Source organism: Vibrio sp. ER1A (genome assembly GCF_000733315.1).
Classification (GTDB): domain Bacteria; phylum Pseudomonadota; class Gammaproteobacteria; order Enterobacterales; family Vibrionaceae; genus Vibrio; species Vibrio mediterranei.
In genome coordinates this window covers 382,896-395,633 of sequence record NZ_JPJA01000088.1, presented here as the reverse complement: position 1 = coordinate 395,633, position 12,738 = coordinate 382,896, and the positions used below count along the sequence as shown (strand labels likewise).

The window sequence follows — 12,738 nt, the reverse complement described above, 5'->3', positions numbered from 1 at the left end:
AATTCAGCAGAGTAAGTTTCGGAAGCAAGTACACATAAATAGACTAGAATTAGGAATTATCTTTTTCAGGAACGTAAAAAAGACTGTATTAACAGGTAATTAAACCCACTATTATAAGGAAGTCAGATGTCAGTTAAAGCGCCCACCTCTGGACTAATTGCAATTACAATTAGTGCCATACTCACGTCATCTAGTGTATACGCTTCGCAACAAGCGGCGGATGCCTTTGCACCAGAAATGGCAACAGGAACGAACGACAAACAACTCGTCAAAGCAAAGGACTGGATGGTAACCGCAGCGAACCCCGAAGCGACACAAGTTGGCGCTGAGGTTCTAGCTCGCGGTGGCAACGCCGTTGATGCCATGGTTGCCGTGCAGCTGATGTTGGGTTTAGTCGAGCCACAATCAAGTGGCATTGGCGGTGGCTCATTTCTTGTCTACTGGGACGCGAACAAACAACGGTTAACCACCTATGATGGCAGAGAAACAGCACCATCAGCAGCCAATGGTGATCTATTTCTTGATGAGAAGGGAAAGCCACTTAAGTTCTATGATGCCGTAGTAGGTGGTCGTTCAGTGGGCACACCTGGCACAGTCAAACTGCTTTGGGACGTTCATCAGAAATACGGTGCGCTTGATTGGGATGAAGTGGTGTTGCCTATCGCTCAGAAAGCCGAGCAAGGTTTTACCATCAGCGAAAGACTGTCAATGCTCATTGAGAATGATGTCGATTTTCTTGCTAGACACCCAACAACAGCCGCTTATTTCCTCAACAAGGACGGTACACCAAAAACACAAGGAACCTTGCTGAAAAACCCTGACTACGCACAAACCTTAAGAACCATTGCAGAAAAAGGCAGCGACGGTTTTTATAAAGGCCCCGTAGCCACAGCTATGGTCAACGCCGTTCAAAAAGAAGCCGCAAGCAATCCGGGCAAACTTTCACTAGCCGATCTTGCCAACTATCAAGTGAAGAATCGACAAGCCGTTTGCGCCCCATATAAGCAATACGATGTTTGTGGCATGGGTCCTCCAAGTAGTGGCGCGCTAACACTGGGACAAATTCTGATGTTAACCGAACCATTCAAATTAAATGAACTGGGAAGTAGTAACCCAACCAGTTGGCAAATTTTAGCAGACGCTTCAAGGCTTGCATTTGCTGACCGCGGTCTATACATGGCCGATAGCGATTTCTTCGATGTGCCAGTGAAAGGATTGCTGGATCAAAAGTATATCGCTGAAAGAAGCGCGCTCATCACACCAAACGAAGCGCTGCAAAAAGTATCCGCTGGCTCTCCACCCGCAGTAAAAACCGTTCAACTGGCACAAGATCAAGCCATAGAACTTCCGTCTACAACGCACTTCAATATTGTGGACTCGCAAGGCAATGTTATATCCATGACCTCTTCCATTGAAAACGTATTCGGGTCGCGTGTCATGGCAGCTGGATTCTTATTAAATAATGAGCTTACCGACTTTTCGTTTGTGGCCAACAAAGATGGCAAACCTGTGGCCAACCGAGTGGAAGCGAATAAACGCCCACGCTCTTCGATGGCGCCGACTATCGTTATGCATGACGATAAGCCTTACCTTGCTATCGGCTCTCCCGGCGGCAGCAGAATAATTGGTTATGTGGCACAGAGCATTATTGCACACGTGGACTGGGGAATGGACATTCAACAAGCCATTGACCAACCGCGCATGATTAACCGTTTCGGTGCCATGGATGTTGAAATAAATACGCCTCTAGCGGACTATGCACAACAATTCGAAGCCATGGGCTATAGCGTTAATAAGAGGGATCTTAACTCTGGCCTACACGCAATACGAATTACTGAAACAGGTTTAGAAGGTGCCGCCGATCCAAGACGCGAAGGAGTGGCGATAGGTAAATAGTTACCATGCTATGAATGGCCTAATTGTTCAATTGCAATTTAGGCCATTTTTCTAACCACTGCTTCTGATTCACGCGATTCAGAAATATCTGATAGTCTCGCTTGCTGTTATAACTCACAACCCCCTCGAACAACGATTCCAGTTCAAAAGCGTGAACAATTTCGATTTGGTCATTGTCGAGCAGCCTAACGGCTATAGCTGTTTCTTTCTCGGGCCAATAAGACATCGCATCTTGCAAGCTTTTATATGGTTTGTCGCCATTACGAGTATGCATTACCGCTTGGTTCTTGACTTGCCAATGATAGCGAGGGTGTTGCTTGGATAGCTCTTTTTCGATCGTTCGCTGTATCTCTAGCCCCTCCACCTGATCATCAAAATAAACCACATCAATATCGTTTAACGGCGTTGAAAATTGATACTGATGCAGCGAATCCCAAACTAAGTTCCGAACAAAACCCGCAGCTACATAAAGGCGATAGGAAGGCATAGAGAGTGCCCGAATGGATTTGAGCAACTTAATTCGGTTCTCATCTTGTACCAATAGCTTGGTCAATTTTTCAAAACATTCATTTGGATTATTTCGCATACGAGTTATATCACCACACACATTATTAAAAGACGCTCTTCATTGACTTAAATCAAATTATTAATTTGATATTGGTTTTATGTTGTAAAGGTGTTAAACACAAGGAGACAAGCGTTATGGAGTTAAAAAAGGACCCGCGCTGCTATACCGACATTTGTATCGATGGTAGATGGTTTCATCACGATCACTGTACCGATACAGCCTATATGCTTTGGGGAGGCAGTTCACCACAACTTAAACTAGAAAGAACACCAAATACCGAAGATGAACTGATTGGCCTTTTAAAACAGGCAAGATATAAATAACTTATGATGCTGGTTAGCCTCTATTACGTCTACCAGCATCGAAAATAAAGCACTCTAACTCTAAGTGAGTTCCACTCCTACCACTTGATGATTCTCATCACATTCAGAGTCGATAGTTTTCCATCCAAGATGTAGATACATCAACGGCACATCAGTATAAGCAAACAAAGCTTTCTGTTCGGTGGTAGACACTAGTTGCATCGCACAGTCGATAAGGTGGCGAGCGACTCCCTGGCCTCGCCAAGTTTCATCAACATACAATGCATTAAGCCAAATTACATTAGGTAGATTCTTATCGCTGCCACTGCGTTGCGGAGACGAAAACAAAGTAAACGCGAGCCCACCTATCAGCTTTCCATCCTTCAACACCGCAATAGGGTTTGGAATGCCCTCCTGACGTTCCACATCAAATCTAAAGTCACTCCAACTAAGCTGAAATAGTCGCTCTAGTTCTTTCAACATTGTGGGTTCAATAACTTCAAGCGTTTGAAACGTCGCTGGAAAGCTATTTAAGGGTTGTGTTGTCACTTGTTTCATTTCTACAGTTTTTTTCCGAGACGCTTTTCAATTTGTCGCTTTTCCCATTTAGGACCAAAGAAGCTAAACAGTTCAAACGCATTGATTCCGTGATTGAGAATACCGATCCCCCATCCCATCGCTGGCCACCACGCCCAAATATAGCTAGGGTCCGAGACAAAGTTAATGGTAAACAGTAACGTCATAACTAGCACGTACGTCATCAAGTGAGAGTAAAAACCTTTGATAGCTCTTACCTGATCGATAACGTTCTGTTCTTCCTGAGTGATCTCTACTTTACTGCTCATTTTAGGCTCCTGCTGTAATTCAGTGATGGTTGTTTCAAATACAGCAGCTAGTGATTTTAGGGATTCCAAACCCGGCTTTTGCCCTCGCTCAACTCTCTGAATCGTCCTTATACTTAAACCGCTTAATTCAGCTAATTGTTCTTGAGACCAACCACGTTGTAATCTAAGTTTTCTAATAATCATCATTTACCCTTTCTGCTGTTGCAAAACAACTGTACTTACTTGGAGCTAAAATCGTTACGACAGCAATCTGCCACCTCTATGACACTCTTTATTTATCAAACACTTAAATATTACATACTGGCTTCTGATATAACCAAGTTAGACAACAGCAATGCGTGACACACAATACAAATCACTTGTTTTTCGCTTTGCTACTACGTCACTGTCCTAACAATGGCAAGTGTTTAACGTTATGGTAAGTAAACGCCAAAGTGACACATTGGTTAATCATTGAAGGGAGTGGTTTTGAAGTAGACAGAATGATAGCGCGATTACCTTGGAACTGAAGCGATTCTCCGTAAAGCTCTTTAAAGGTGTTAACGAGCTTCGATTGGCAATTGAAGTACAAATAGTATTGAGTAGGAGTGTTAAGTTTCCAATCTATGCGTATTGGGCTCCCTCCCTCAACTGAATAACTCGGCTCTCCCCATTTCAACGATTCCTTTACTTCACCAAGTTCAAACTCTTTAGCTACTTGATAGATCAGGGTCCTGAGTTCAAGCATCCGTGAACGCACTTCATTCGGATATTGGTTGAATTTTTCTTCGACAGATTTGTCCATGAAAACCTCGTTATAAGCCACCAGCTAAATCGAGAAAGTTACCCGTTGAATAGGAGGATTTATCCGATGCAAGCCAATATATCGCTTCTGCCACTTCTTCTGGCTGACCACCTCTACCAAGCGGTAGAACCGATTTGAGCCTGTCAACTCTCCCTGGCTCCCCACCATCACTGTGCATATCCGTATATATCAGCCCTGGACGAACGCAGTTCACTCGAATACCTTCTGAAGCCACTTCCAACGATAACCCTTTAGTGAAGGTATCAATTGCACCTTTAGACGCGGCATAATCAATATACTCATTTGGCGAGCCTGAACGCGCGGCTCCAGACGACACATTTACAATGCAACCGCCGCTACCACCATTGCGCGTCGACATTCGTTTGACCGCTTCTCTTGCACATAGAAAATAACCAGTGACATTCGTTGTTAGTATGGTGTTGATTCTGTCTGCGGACATATCCTCTAAGCGAGTCTGCGGTTTTAAAATACCCGCGTTATTCACCAACACCGATAGTGTTCCTAATTCACGATCAACGGTCGAGAATAAGCACAGAACTTCTTTTTCATCAGATACATCGGCCTGAACAGTGATGCACCGCCCTCCTTGCGCTTGTATACTTTCAGCCAAAACCGAAGCAGAACCTACGTCAGACCTATAGTTAATACATACCGCATAACCTTTCTTTGCAAAAAGTCTAGCGGTAGCTGCTCCTATCCCTCGGCCCGCACCGGTAATCAATACTGCTTTATTCTTATCCATACGACTAAATCCTGACTTCATGTATCTTGGAGTTCATTACCTTAACACATCAAAGAAATAGTACTTGGGCATACCACCAAACAAAGCAACACAAATGAGTCCTAGCAGTGTTAACCAGCCTGCGATACGAAGTGCAATCACCGATAGTTATTGCCGATCACCCGAAGTGCGTCGAAGTTTCTTTCTGATACCGTTACGCATATTTCCCGATTATTTGAAGTAGATCTTCTACTTTATGGGCAACATAATCAGGCTTGGCTAGCCATCCATCTGGCTCTGAACGACTGTAAGCTGCGGCAACTGAGATGACCTTAGTACCTGTCCCTAGTTCTTTCTGCAAGTTACGAGCGAACTGTGTATCTGCTTCATGATCGCCGATATACATCAGCAATTGTTCATTTTTGCTTCCCAAAATGGACTCTACACATTTGATGCCGCCATAAGGATTTGGCTTTTGGCTTCCATCAGGAACATCGTCATAACCGACAACCGACTTAAATGGCAAATTGATCCCGTGATTTTTCAGCACACGACGAATGTTGTTTTGAGAGTTCTGAGAGCAGATGCCGTGGGGAATATTAGAGAATTGCTCGATAACACCTTGAATGCCATTAAACAGAGAAACTTCCGTTTGGTTTTTCTCCTGATGCTCAGCCCACATTCCTCCAGCAACAAGCATTTCTTCATGTGTTAACCCATAGTAGTCAACATATAGCTCTTGCCAATTCTTAGCACCATGGTTCGCTTCATGGTACAAGTCTTCACTAAGTAAGTATTTCGGTAAATTTTCGTTTGATAGGTGTGGTGCGACTATCGATAAAATTGTTTTGGTAATATCAATATTCTTTGGCACAGAGTTAACCAACGTGCCATCATAATCCCAAAGTACTGCGTCTAACTTCATTATATTCAAATCACCTAATTTTTAATTTTATCAGAAGGTTAGTTGGTTTCAGCGCTCTACTTTAATGGTTTATATATTGATGACTGTGAGGTATCGCAAAAAAGGACAGATCGATACGCAGTGTTACCCATACCTTCCTCGTAAACGCTTCAAATACACTAATGTTCTTCTGTCATAAAGCCAAGATATTCCGGGGCGACTACTCCCTTACGAAACCATTCCGTTTTTTCGGAACAAAAAATCTGAGCATTGGGAGACAAAGAGAGTGCAGTATCCAAACAGCCCACAGGAACAACCAAATCCTTCCCGTTCTGCGATTCATGAGGTAAACCCGAGCCGCAGCGTGAACAAAATACCTTAGTGAATGCACCGCTCGGATGGTCAAATCGAACAGTCAGTTCTTCACCTTTAGTCCAAACTATGTTGTTTTTATGGGTAATCGCATTTGAAGCGTGCGAAGAACCCGTTACCCTGCGGCATTGCTCACAATGACAAAAGTAAAAGTTCTCAAAGTTGTCTTGAACTTCAAATCTCACTGAGCCACACAAACAGCCACCAGCTACTGTGTTTGTCATAACATCTCCTTATGTTAGCTTTTCCAATTCCATTAAACAGCGTGAGCTAACCACTTGCATGGTTCTATGTTCAGTTCAGTGAATCTAGCGGTAAATGAAGATTGCAAAGGGCTACAAGCATAAACACCAAACGTCACTGGAGTTTGGGCAGGTAAAGGTGGATTTGATTTCCCCATGTCAGCCGTCGTCTCACCCAATTGATGAAGATGGAAAATCCGCATTTGCTTAAAGGTTTGCCCATCAAATGACGACTCAATCAGAAAGTCAGGACCACGACGACTTAGGCGATACCAAATCTCGTTTGGCAATGGAATATCGGACGTTGCCCAATCAGAATAACCTAGGTTTGTCACAACACTGCCTAACCTAGAATACTCTTCATTCTCATACTCAATCGAAGCTTTAAACCAGTTTTCGCTGTCTAGATAAATGATTAAACCGCATTGATCGAACTGAGCTCGGTAGTCAAATTGTACTTTCGTAGTGAAAGTGAAATTCTCACTTGTCTCAAGTTGTAATGCTGGAGCGTTATCATTTCTGAAGCCATAGTAAGACCGCTGCCAAAAGTCCGTCTCGGGATCTGTGGTTATTGATACAGAACCTTTAGTTACCTCACTGTTCCTCGGTTTGTATAACCATTTCGCTGTCGTAAAATCTACCATTATTAAGTTCTACTGCTTTCTTGTGGTAGGCCCTATCATACCAATAAGTATCAGAGTTTCTGAGCGCTACGTATAATACTGAAAACATATTTGGGGTCTTTGATTAAATCTAACTTGGGTACACCTTTTGGTGTGCCTGACAGAGTCATTCCTCGTTGCGTCGCACTTTGCGAGCCCAGTAAGATGGTTCCTAATCCATCAGAACGCTCCGACAAACTGACCTCAGGAAGCGCTTGGATGTTCAATGAGGTGATCTTCCTCTGCACAAAGCCATCAACTATGATGATTCTCTCATTGGTAATTCCATAAAATGTCTTCTTCCTTTGAGAGGAGTCCCAGAAAAAACGACCTAGTACAAAGTTCAAACCAATAACGACAAACACCCCACCAAACAGTAAAAAGAAAATCGACGCCCCCGAATTAAACGCAGTAAATTCCCAGAAAATCGCAAAACCACACCACAGTAAACTAAACGGAACCAGAAACAGGTCAGTGCGCCGAAATACGATCCCCTGCTTTGGCTGTCCTGACCAAATCAACTTCTCTCTTGGCTCAAGTGCTTGTTGAATAATGTGCATACTTCTTTCCTTAGGTGTGAATAAAACCGCCAGTTCTCTTTTTCTAGTATTGTTCTTAGCAGCGCTTTCCGTTGTGCCTTATCGTCTATCAGTTAGAGCGTCATTTTCAAGTAATAATTATTTATATATCAGCATTTAATTAGGTTAAGATTTATTTCCACCTTCTGAGAATCTGACAAGTACAAGATGCAAGTATCAGGATGGTTTCAAATAGAAAAGTAGTGATCCTTTGGTAGGGCTGGGAAAGTCTGGCTTGAGATTGCAATCCAAACGAAGATATCAACATGTTTGGTAGATGATGGGCAGATTCTAATATTTACCACTCCGATTTCGATTCACTGTGAAAGACGAAAAGCCAACGATTTTCCGTCATTTACTAATTTGAACGGTGATAGCCTGATGTTATAAATGGGCCTAACAGCATGTTCAGTTTCTTTAAGAAGCCTTGGTGCTCACTTTTGTATATTGCCTCAGCTTCCTCTGGCGATTCTGCTGTTATGATTAACGATTGTTCGACAAAACCTTGCTCGATTAATTGAGTAGACTCTTCTTTGAACGTTGCTGACTCTATACAAAGGTAAGTATAACTATCATCCTTGTTATAAAACTTAAAATCCATTTTTACCTCAATCTAATTCTTAAGTAATACGGGCCAATTTAAATCAGCTTTTTGTACATTCCCGCTAATATCCTTTTGCCAGTTTTTTTGAACTGATTTGCTATAGTTCAAATACAACTTATTCTCGAAAATATACCAAGCATTAGGATCGATGCTAGCTGTGTAGCCTTGACTTACAGCCCACGCGCAGTATCCACCGTATTGAGGCGCATAAGCTGTTGGGTTAGAAACAAACTGCTGCCGGTTTTCCTGTGTCGAAAAGTACCATTTAGCGCCATTCCACTCATAAGTAATATCACTATCACCTTTTAGTGGTTTACCTACCGTAAAGTAAGCAACTGGATCATAACCTTTTATCGCTTTACCGAAAAAATCACTATAGATGGGCTCCAGTGCATAAACATAAGTCCACGAACTTAACCACATCAATATTATCGAAAACAATCTTGCTGAGTATTTCATAACGCCCCTCCTCTATCACCATAGATAAAGAACTGAGAAAGAGGCGAAAGATTTCATGCACTCAATAATTTAAAAGTATTAATCCGTCACACTCAGCCTAGGGAAATAAAGTATCAAATACCTGCAACCATTCTGAGGTTCCTACAAACAAAAGGACGTGGCTTGGTTAAATCTTTCGGCCCCCCTTTTTCAATAAGATGCAATTGAAAGAACTCAAACTTCGACATATCGGCCTCTTCTTGTTACTTAGAACATTATGAGGCCTATTTGGTGACGATTACGCTAACCGCTCGTATACTTCGACACAATTCAAATTCATTGGACTAAACCACATCCCATTTTAAGTTGCACTAAGTGAAGAGATGAGCCTTATAAAGAATCTGCCATTAACTAGGCATACTCTGCAACATAATGGCAAAAGAGCAACCTATTGCGACAGCCCAAGATAAAGAACGCAATGTGGCTTTGTTGAGCAAGTAAAGAATGTTGTAAATAACGCGAAATACGATGTGTACTACCGCTAAAAACTGTACGGTCTCATTAATGGTTCCCGTCGCAATGGCCAGCAATATCGCTATGGCAAACACAATCAAAGATTCGAAAGCATTTTGGTGTGCCGCTAAAGCACGCTCGCCAAATCCTTTGAGTTTTGCTTGCTGTTCTCTGGGATTATTATTGTCGTAACCTCCAGCTCTATGCATTGCGACTGCAAGAGGCATTTTCGCCAGATAAGGCAGTAGTGCCGCAATAAATAAACAAAGTACTAATGTCGTCAAGTTCTAATCCTTATGAAGGTTGTCCTAAAGCCCTTTTGAGGACCTATCATGTGCATTTATTCAACATAAAGTGCCAATCCTCTTCTGATATCCAAGACTGAAACACCCTCTTTCTATGATAACCAGTCTGGGTTAAAGAAGTCACTCTTATGTAGGGTTTGCCCAGCAGTGACTTTTGATACCTTAATGCCGCAGATATATCGTAAAGGTAGACATCTTCATCATCAGCCGTCAGGTGACTTTCATTGTTTCTGATCGTGACTAAAACCTGAAATACCGCACCAAAAAAGGCACTTGCATATGCCACAACACTTTGTTCATTTGAAAATACAAAGTGAACAACTAATACGGCCGTAACCCCTCCGACTAACGAAGACAGACCCATCTTCCACGCTCGTTGTAACCCAACAAATTCGATTGTACGTTTCATAGAACTTTCCTCCTAGTTGCCATGTTCTATGAATCGCCCATTGATAAGCAGATTGCTGGCTAGTATTGCGACTAGATTCACGCCAGCATATTTAGGTTGAGTCCTAGTGACCAACTCTATTGAAGACCCTGCTCACACGAAAAGTACTAGACCAAGTCACCTCCATTAGCGTATCCAGTACAGTGTTGCTACCACTTTTTGGTTATTACTTAGCCTTAATATCGAGCGGCGTATAATTAGTCTTGAACGTAAACGCGTAGGGACTATCACCATTCGCTCTTAGATACGCTAATCGTTCCAAAGCTTCTTCTGTTGATGGAATGTGGTGGTCTTCAATCCACCATAACACGTAGGTATCCTCAGCAAGTCGGTGAAACCATTCACCTTTGCGGCGCATAAAATCTCTATGGTGTGTTCTAAACATAAAGTTTTTAAGCGAATCTACCGATTCCCAAACAGACATATTTACTATCATGTTGGGGTCATCGAAGAGTTGTATACTGGTTGCATCACCGCTGTCATCTTTTAGACGCCAAATAAAGCCTTCACTTTCTTCTGCAATGCCATTGACCAAGTCTAAGTTATCAACGAACTCCTTAATCTCAGGAGCATCGAGCGGATATTTTGCTAATGCGATATTTAGTTGTGCCAGTTTCATAAATTCCTTTCCTTGGAATGCTTACGGTTGATAGCTAACACCATTCTTTTCCCATTGATGTTCACACATCATTTAAAAACGACTTCAGAAAAATGTGGGTTCTCTACCAATACCTCTAACTTATTGATTTCATCTAATATAACAAGAACATCTGTTTCCTTAACATTTAGCTTCAGACATTCATTGTTACTCTCGTCTCGCGCTGTATCCAGTGCGATACCTTCTAGTGGCAGACCCACTTTCATCGTTAATTTAACCGGATAACGATACATACACGCTATTTCAATATAATCGTAGTCACTGCAACTTATCATTCGTTAACCTCATAACTGCTGACCCATTAAATAACCCTTGGTATCTATTTCTAAAAGTCGATTTTTATAGCCACTTCTCCATTCGAAGCAGGTCCCAAACCACCCCATCATAGGACCTCGTCCCTCTTTCACGAGAAGTGACGTTAAAGCCTAACGCTTCATAGCAACTTCTCGCAACTCGATTGTGCTCAAAAACCACGAGTGACAACTGCGTCGCAAAGTAGCGCGTTCGAGATAATTCAATTAACTGCACTAGCATGATTTTAGAGATCCCCTGACCTCGAAAGTTATTCGACACAAACACACGACAAATACGGAAACTCGACTCAGTGACTTTGAACAATTCAACATAGCCAACACGTTGGCTACCGGTTACAAGAATAAAAGGAAGGACTTCGGGTTTAGCGCAGTGGCTGCTGAGTTGATGGTGGTCTAATGGAAAGGCGAAATTTGGCCCTCCCCATTGATAATTCAGTTTTTCTGAGTCAATCCAGTGGATGAGCGTATCGTAATCTGCTTTATCGAATACTCTGAGTTTCATGGTTCTCTCACTATTTGGATCTCGCATTAAGCACATTGACTAAAGCACTTTTTCATAGCATTGCTCTCGTTGCATTGCGCCCCATAACTCACGTTCTATTTCCTCAACCTTACTGAATCCATATTTGATATATAGCGATTTTGAGACAGCAAGTCCGGCCACCGTCCATAACACTACCTTGGAGTAGCCCCTGTCAAGACAGAAATCCAGCGCTTGCTCCATAAGCGCTTTGCCCACTCCTTTCCCTCGTGCAACGGGGTCAATAGAAAACCACCTGAGCTGTGCTTCGAACTCAGAAAGCTCACAAATACAAATTGTCCCGACAAGCTTATTATCAAACCTGACAAGCCAAATTCTCTCCCGATCATTGTTTCGCTTAGCAAACTGCGCTAGTGGTTCGGCAACATAAGCTTCAAATGTCACGTCATATCCATATTCACTCGAATACAATAGCCCGTGCTGCTTTATGATCTGCCCAATGTCACCAGGCCTCAAGGTATTTGATATTTCCATTATTCTCCATTCCATAAGATGAGATCGACAAACGCGACGAGGCGGTATTAACTACACGGCCCGAGGCAGTACTATGAACTAAGCTTCAGGAATACGCCCTCTTCCCTTAATTGAGCACGTAAGTCTAGCAACTGAATATTAGCCGATATTACTGATAGCAGATTTCCAAAGGCTATTCCGAGCATAAGACCAGCGGCGTACCCAGCCCAAACCTCTAAGTTCGGCTGATAAAACATATTAACGGCCTGACAAAAGAACATCAGACTGATTAAATAATGACGAAGTTCTCCGCAGTTCACTTTATAAGTATTAGTCGCATAGTCGTAGCTGATTTTGACTTGTGAACGGCTTTGTTGCCGAAATGGAATGAACTAAATCACAATCTTACGATCAGATCAGAGACATTCATTTACTGACTTTGATTTCATGCCGAAGCCTCGCTATAAAACCACCAACTGGCGCAAGTACAACAACTCCCTAGTCAATCGAGGTTCACTCACGTTTTGGATTGACGAAGAAGCAATATCGGAGTGGACACAATCTAAACA

19 protein-coding genes and 1 pseudogene are annotated in these 12,738 nt (G+C 42.5%); 3 read left to right on the top strand and 17 right to left on the bottom strand.

Features of this window, described 5'->3' with window-relative positions; all coding sequences use genetic code 11:
• Window positions 1-126 precede the first annotated feature (126 nt).
• Window positions 127-1,896, top strand: a complete 1,770-nt coding sequence (gene ggt / locus HW45_RS17370) for a gamma-glutamyltransferase (RefSeq protein ID WP_051868195.1) — start codon at window positions 127-129, stop codon at window positions 1,894-1,896.
• 19 nt (window positions 1,897-1,915) lie between these two features.
• Here ggt and HW45_RS17365 read toward each other — a convergent pair whose 3' ends face one another.
• On the bottom strand, window positions 1,916-2,482 hold the full coding sequence (locus tag HW45_RS17365) for a nucleotidyltransferase family protein (RefSeq protein ID WP_038228505.1): 567 nt from the start codon (window positions 2,480-2,482) through the stop codon (window positions 1,916-1,918).
• Between the two features lie 116 nt (window positions 2,483-2,598).
• Between HW45_RS17365 and HW45_RS17360 the strand changes: the two genes are divergently transcribed.
• Window positions 2,599-2,787, top strand: a complete 189-nt coding sequence (locus HW45_RS17360) for a hypothetical protein (RefSeq protein ID WP_006072365.1) — start codon at window positions 2,599-2,601, stop codon at window positions 2,785-2,787.
• A 60-nt stretch (window positions 2,788-2,847) separates the two neighbouring features.
• Here the strand turns inward: HW45_RS17360 and HW45_RS17355 are convergent, their stop codons facing one another.
• The 16 genes from HW45_RS17355 to HW45_RS17280 form a co-directional block, all read right to left on the bottom strand.
• Complete coding sequence (locus HW45_RS17355; RefSeq protein WP_051868193.1) at window positions 2,848-3,324, bottom strand: GNAT family N-acetyltransferase; 477 nt, start codon at window positions 3,322-3,324, stop codon at window positions 2,848-2,850.
• Window positions 3,325-3,326: 2 nt separating this feature from the next.
• Window positions 3,327-3,794, bottom strand: coding sequence for a 2TM domain-containing protein (locus HW45_RS17350; RefSeq protein ID WP_038228504.1), 468 nt, complete (start codon window positions 3,792-3,794; stop codon window positions 3,327-3,329).
• A 199-nt stretch (window positions 3,795-3,993) separates the two neighbouring features.
• Window positions 3,994-4,395: a DUF1801 domain-containing protein gene (locus HW45_RS17345; protein WP_038228501.1), complete on the bottom strand. Its 402-nt coding sequence runs from the start codon at window positions 4,393-4,395 to the stop codon at window positions 3,994-3,996.
• 10 nt (window positions 4,396-4,405) lie between these two features.
• Entirely contained in the window at window positions 4,406-5,158 is a 753-nt protein-coding gene (locus tag HW45_RS17340) for an SDR family oxidoreductase (protein ID WP_038228499.1), read from the bottom strand.
• Between the two features lie 193 nt (window positions 5,159-5,351).
• Complete coding sequence (locus tag HW45_RS17335) at window positions 5,352-6,062, bottom strand: HAD family hydrolase (protein WP_038228497.1); 711 nt, start codon at window positions 6,060-6,062, stop codon at window positions 5,352-5,354.
• Between the two features lie 158 nt (window positions 6,063-6,220).
• A complete protein-coding gene (locus HW45_RS17330) occupies window positions 6,221-6,637 on the bottom strand; it encodes a GFA family protein (protein ID WP_038228496.1) in 417 nt (138 codons plus the stop codon).
• Between the two features lie 32 nt (window positions 6,638-6,669).
• Entirely contained in the window at window positions 6,670-7,299 is a 630-nt protein-coding gene (locus tag HW45_RS17325) for a DUF1349 domain-containing protein (protein ID WP_038228494.1), read from the bottom strand.
• A gap of 50 nt (window positions 7,300-7,349) precedes the next feature.
• Window positions 7,350-7,877 carry a PH domain-containing protein gene (locus HW45_RS17320; RefSeq protein ID WP_038228492.1) on the bottom strand — a complete coding sequence of 176 codons (528 nt, stop codon included), beginning with the start codon at window positions 7,875-7,877 and terminating at the stop codon, window positions 7,350-7,352.
• Between the two features lie 376 nt (window positions 7,878-8,253).
• Window positions 8,254-8,496, bottom strand: coding sequence for a hypothetical protein (locus HW45_RS17315; protein ID WP_038228490.1), 243 nt, complete (start codon window positions 8,494-8,496; stop codon window positions 8,254-8,256).
• A 12-nt stretch (window positions 8,497-8,508) separates the two neighbouring features.
• On the bottom strand, window positions 8,509-8,958 hold the full coding sequence (locus HW45_RS17310; RefSeq protein WP_038228487.1) for a YHS domain-containing (seleno)protein: 450 nt from the start codon (window positions 8,956-8,958) through the stop codon (window positions 8,509-8,511).
• A gap of 386 nt (window positions 8,959-9,344) precedes the next feature.
• A complete protein-coding gene (locus HW45_RS17305) occupies window positions 9,345-9,734 on the bottom strand; it encodes an MAPEG family protein (protein WP_038228485.1) in 390 nt (129 codons plus the stop codon).
• 46 nt (window positions 9,735-9,780) lie between these two features.
• Entirely contained in the window at window positions 9,781-10,164 is a 384-nt protein-coding gene (locus tag HW45_RS28430; RefSeq protein ID WP_051868191.1) for a hypothetical protein, read from the bottom strand.
• A gap of 205 nt (window positions 10,165-10,369) precedes the next feature.
• Window positions 10,370-10,822: a DUF3291 domain-containing protein gene (locus tag HW45_RS17295; RefSeq protein ID WP_038228483.1), complete on the bottom strand. Its 453-nt coding sequence runs from the start codon at window positions 10,820-10,822 to the stop codon at window positions 10,370-10,372.
• Between the two features lie 68 nt (window positions 10,823-10,890).
• Window positions 10,891-11,136, bottom strand: a complete 246-nt coding sequence (locus HW45_RS17290) for a Rho-binding antiterminator (RefSeq protein WP_038228482.1) — start codon at window positions 11,134-11,136, stop codon at window positions 10,891-10,893.
• A 64-nt stretch (window positions 11,137-11,200) separates the two neighbouring features.
• Window positions 11,201-11,677 (bottom strand): GNAT family N-acetyltransferase, encoded by a 477-nt coding sequence (locus HW45_RS17285; RefSeq protein WP_038228480.1) that lies wholly within the window; start codon window positions 11,675-11,677, stop codon window positions 11,201-11,203.
• 39 nt (window positions 11,678-11,716) lie between these two features.
• Window positions 11,717-12,190 (bottom strand): GNAT family N-acetyltransferase, encoded by a 474-nt coding sequence (locus HW45_RS17280; RefSeq protein WP_038228478.1) that lies wholly within the window; start codon window positions 12,188-12,190, stop codon window positions 11,717-11,719.
• A gap of 426 nt (window positions 12,191-12,616) precedes the next feature.
• Between HW45_RS17280 and HW45_RS29345 the strand changes: the two are divergent.
• A pseudogene (locus tag HW45_RS29345) lies at window positions 12,617-12,738 on the top strand (IS5/IS1182 family transposase); the annotation flags it as partial.

What these genes read in the sequence shown, in the direction of transcription:
- ggt (WP_051868195.1), top strand. Translation starts at nt 127, where the DNA reads ATGTCAGTTAAAGCGCCCACCTCTGGACTAATTGCAATTACAATTAGT.
- HW45_RS17345 (WP_038228501.1), bottom strand. Translation starts at nt 4,395, where the DNA reads ATGGACAAATCTGTCGAAGAAAAATTCAACCAATATCCGAATGAAGTG.
- HW45_RS17280 (WP_038228478.1), bottom strand. Translation starts at nt 12,190, where the DNA reads ATGGAAATATCAAATACCTTGAGGCCTGGTGACATTGGGCAGATCATA.
- HW45_RS17290 (WP_038228482.1), bottom strand. Translation starts at nt 11,136, where the DNA reads ATGATAAGTTGCAGTGACTACGATTATATTGAAATAGCGTGTATGTAT.
- HW45_RS17325 (WP_038228494.1), bottom strand. Translation starts at nt 7,299, where the DNA reads ATGGTAGATTTTACGACAGCGAAATGGTTATACAAACCGAGGAACAGT.
- HW45_RS17340 (WP_038228499.1), bottom strand. Translation starts at nt 5,158, where the DNA reads ATGGATAAGAATAAAGCAGTATTGATTACCGGTGCGGGCCGAGGGATA.
- HW45_RS17360 (WP_006072365.1), top strand. Translation starts at nt 2,599, where the DNA reads ATGGAGTTAAAAAAGGACCCGCGCTGCTATACCGACATTTGTATCGAT.
- HW45_RS17320 (WP_038228492.1), bottom strand. Translation starts at nt 7,877, where the DNA reads ATGCACATTATTCAACAAGCACTTGAGCCAAGAGAGAAGTTGATTTGG.
- HW45_RS17365 (WP_038228505.1), bottom strand. Translation starts at nt 2,482, where the DNA reads ATGCGAAATAATCCAAATGAATGTTTTGAAAAATTGACCAAGCTATTG.
- HW45_RS17355 (WP_051868193.1), bottom strand. Translation starts at nt 3,324, where the DNA reads ATGAAACAAGTGACAACACAACCCTTAAATAGCTTTCCAGCGACGTTT.
- HW45_RS17295 (WP_038228483.1), bottom strand. Translation starts at nt 10,822, where the DNA reads ATGAAACTGGCACAACTAAATATCGCATTAGCAAAATATCCGCTCGAT.
- HW45_RS17335 (WP_038228497.1), bottom strand. Translation starts at nt 6,062, where the DNA reads ATGAAGTTAGACGCAGTACTTTGGGATTATGATGGCACGTTGGTTAAC.
- HW45_RS17315 (WP_038228490.1), bottom strand. Translation starts at nt 8,496, where the DNA reads ATGGATTTTAAGTTTTATAACAAGGATGATAGTTATACTTACCTTTGT.
- HW45_RS17330 (WP_038228496.1), bottom strand. Translation starts at nt 6,637, where the DNA reads ATGACAAACACAGTAGCTGGTGGCTGTTTGTGTGGCTCAGTGAGATTT.
- HW45_RS28430 (WP_051868191.1), bottom strand. Translation starts at nt 10,164, where the DNA reads ATGAAACGTACAATCGAATTTGTTGGGTTACAACGAGCGTGGAAGATG.
- HW45_RS17350 (WP_038228504.1), bottom strand. Translation starts at nt 3,794, where the DNA reads ATGATTATTAGAAAACTTAGATTACAACGTGGTTGGTCTCAAGAACAA.
- HW45_RS17310 (WP_038228487.1), bottom strand. Translation starts at nt 8,958, where the DNA reads ATGAAATACTCAGCAAGATTGTTTTCGATAATATTGATGTGGTTAAGT.
- HW45_RS17285 (WP_038228480.1), bottom strand. Translation starts at nt 11,677, where the DNA reads ATGAAACTCAGAGTATTCGATAAAGCAGATTACGATACGCTCATCCAC.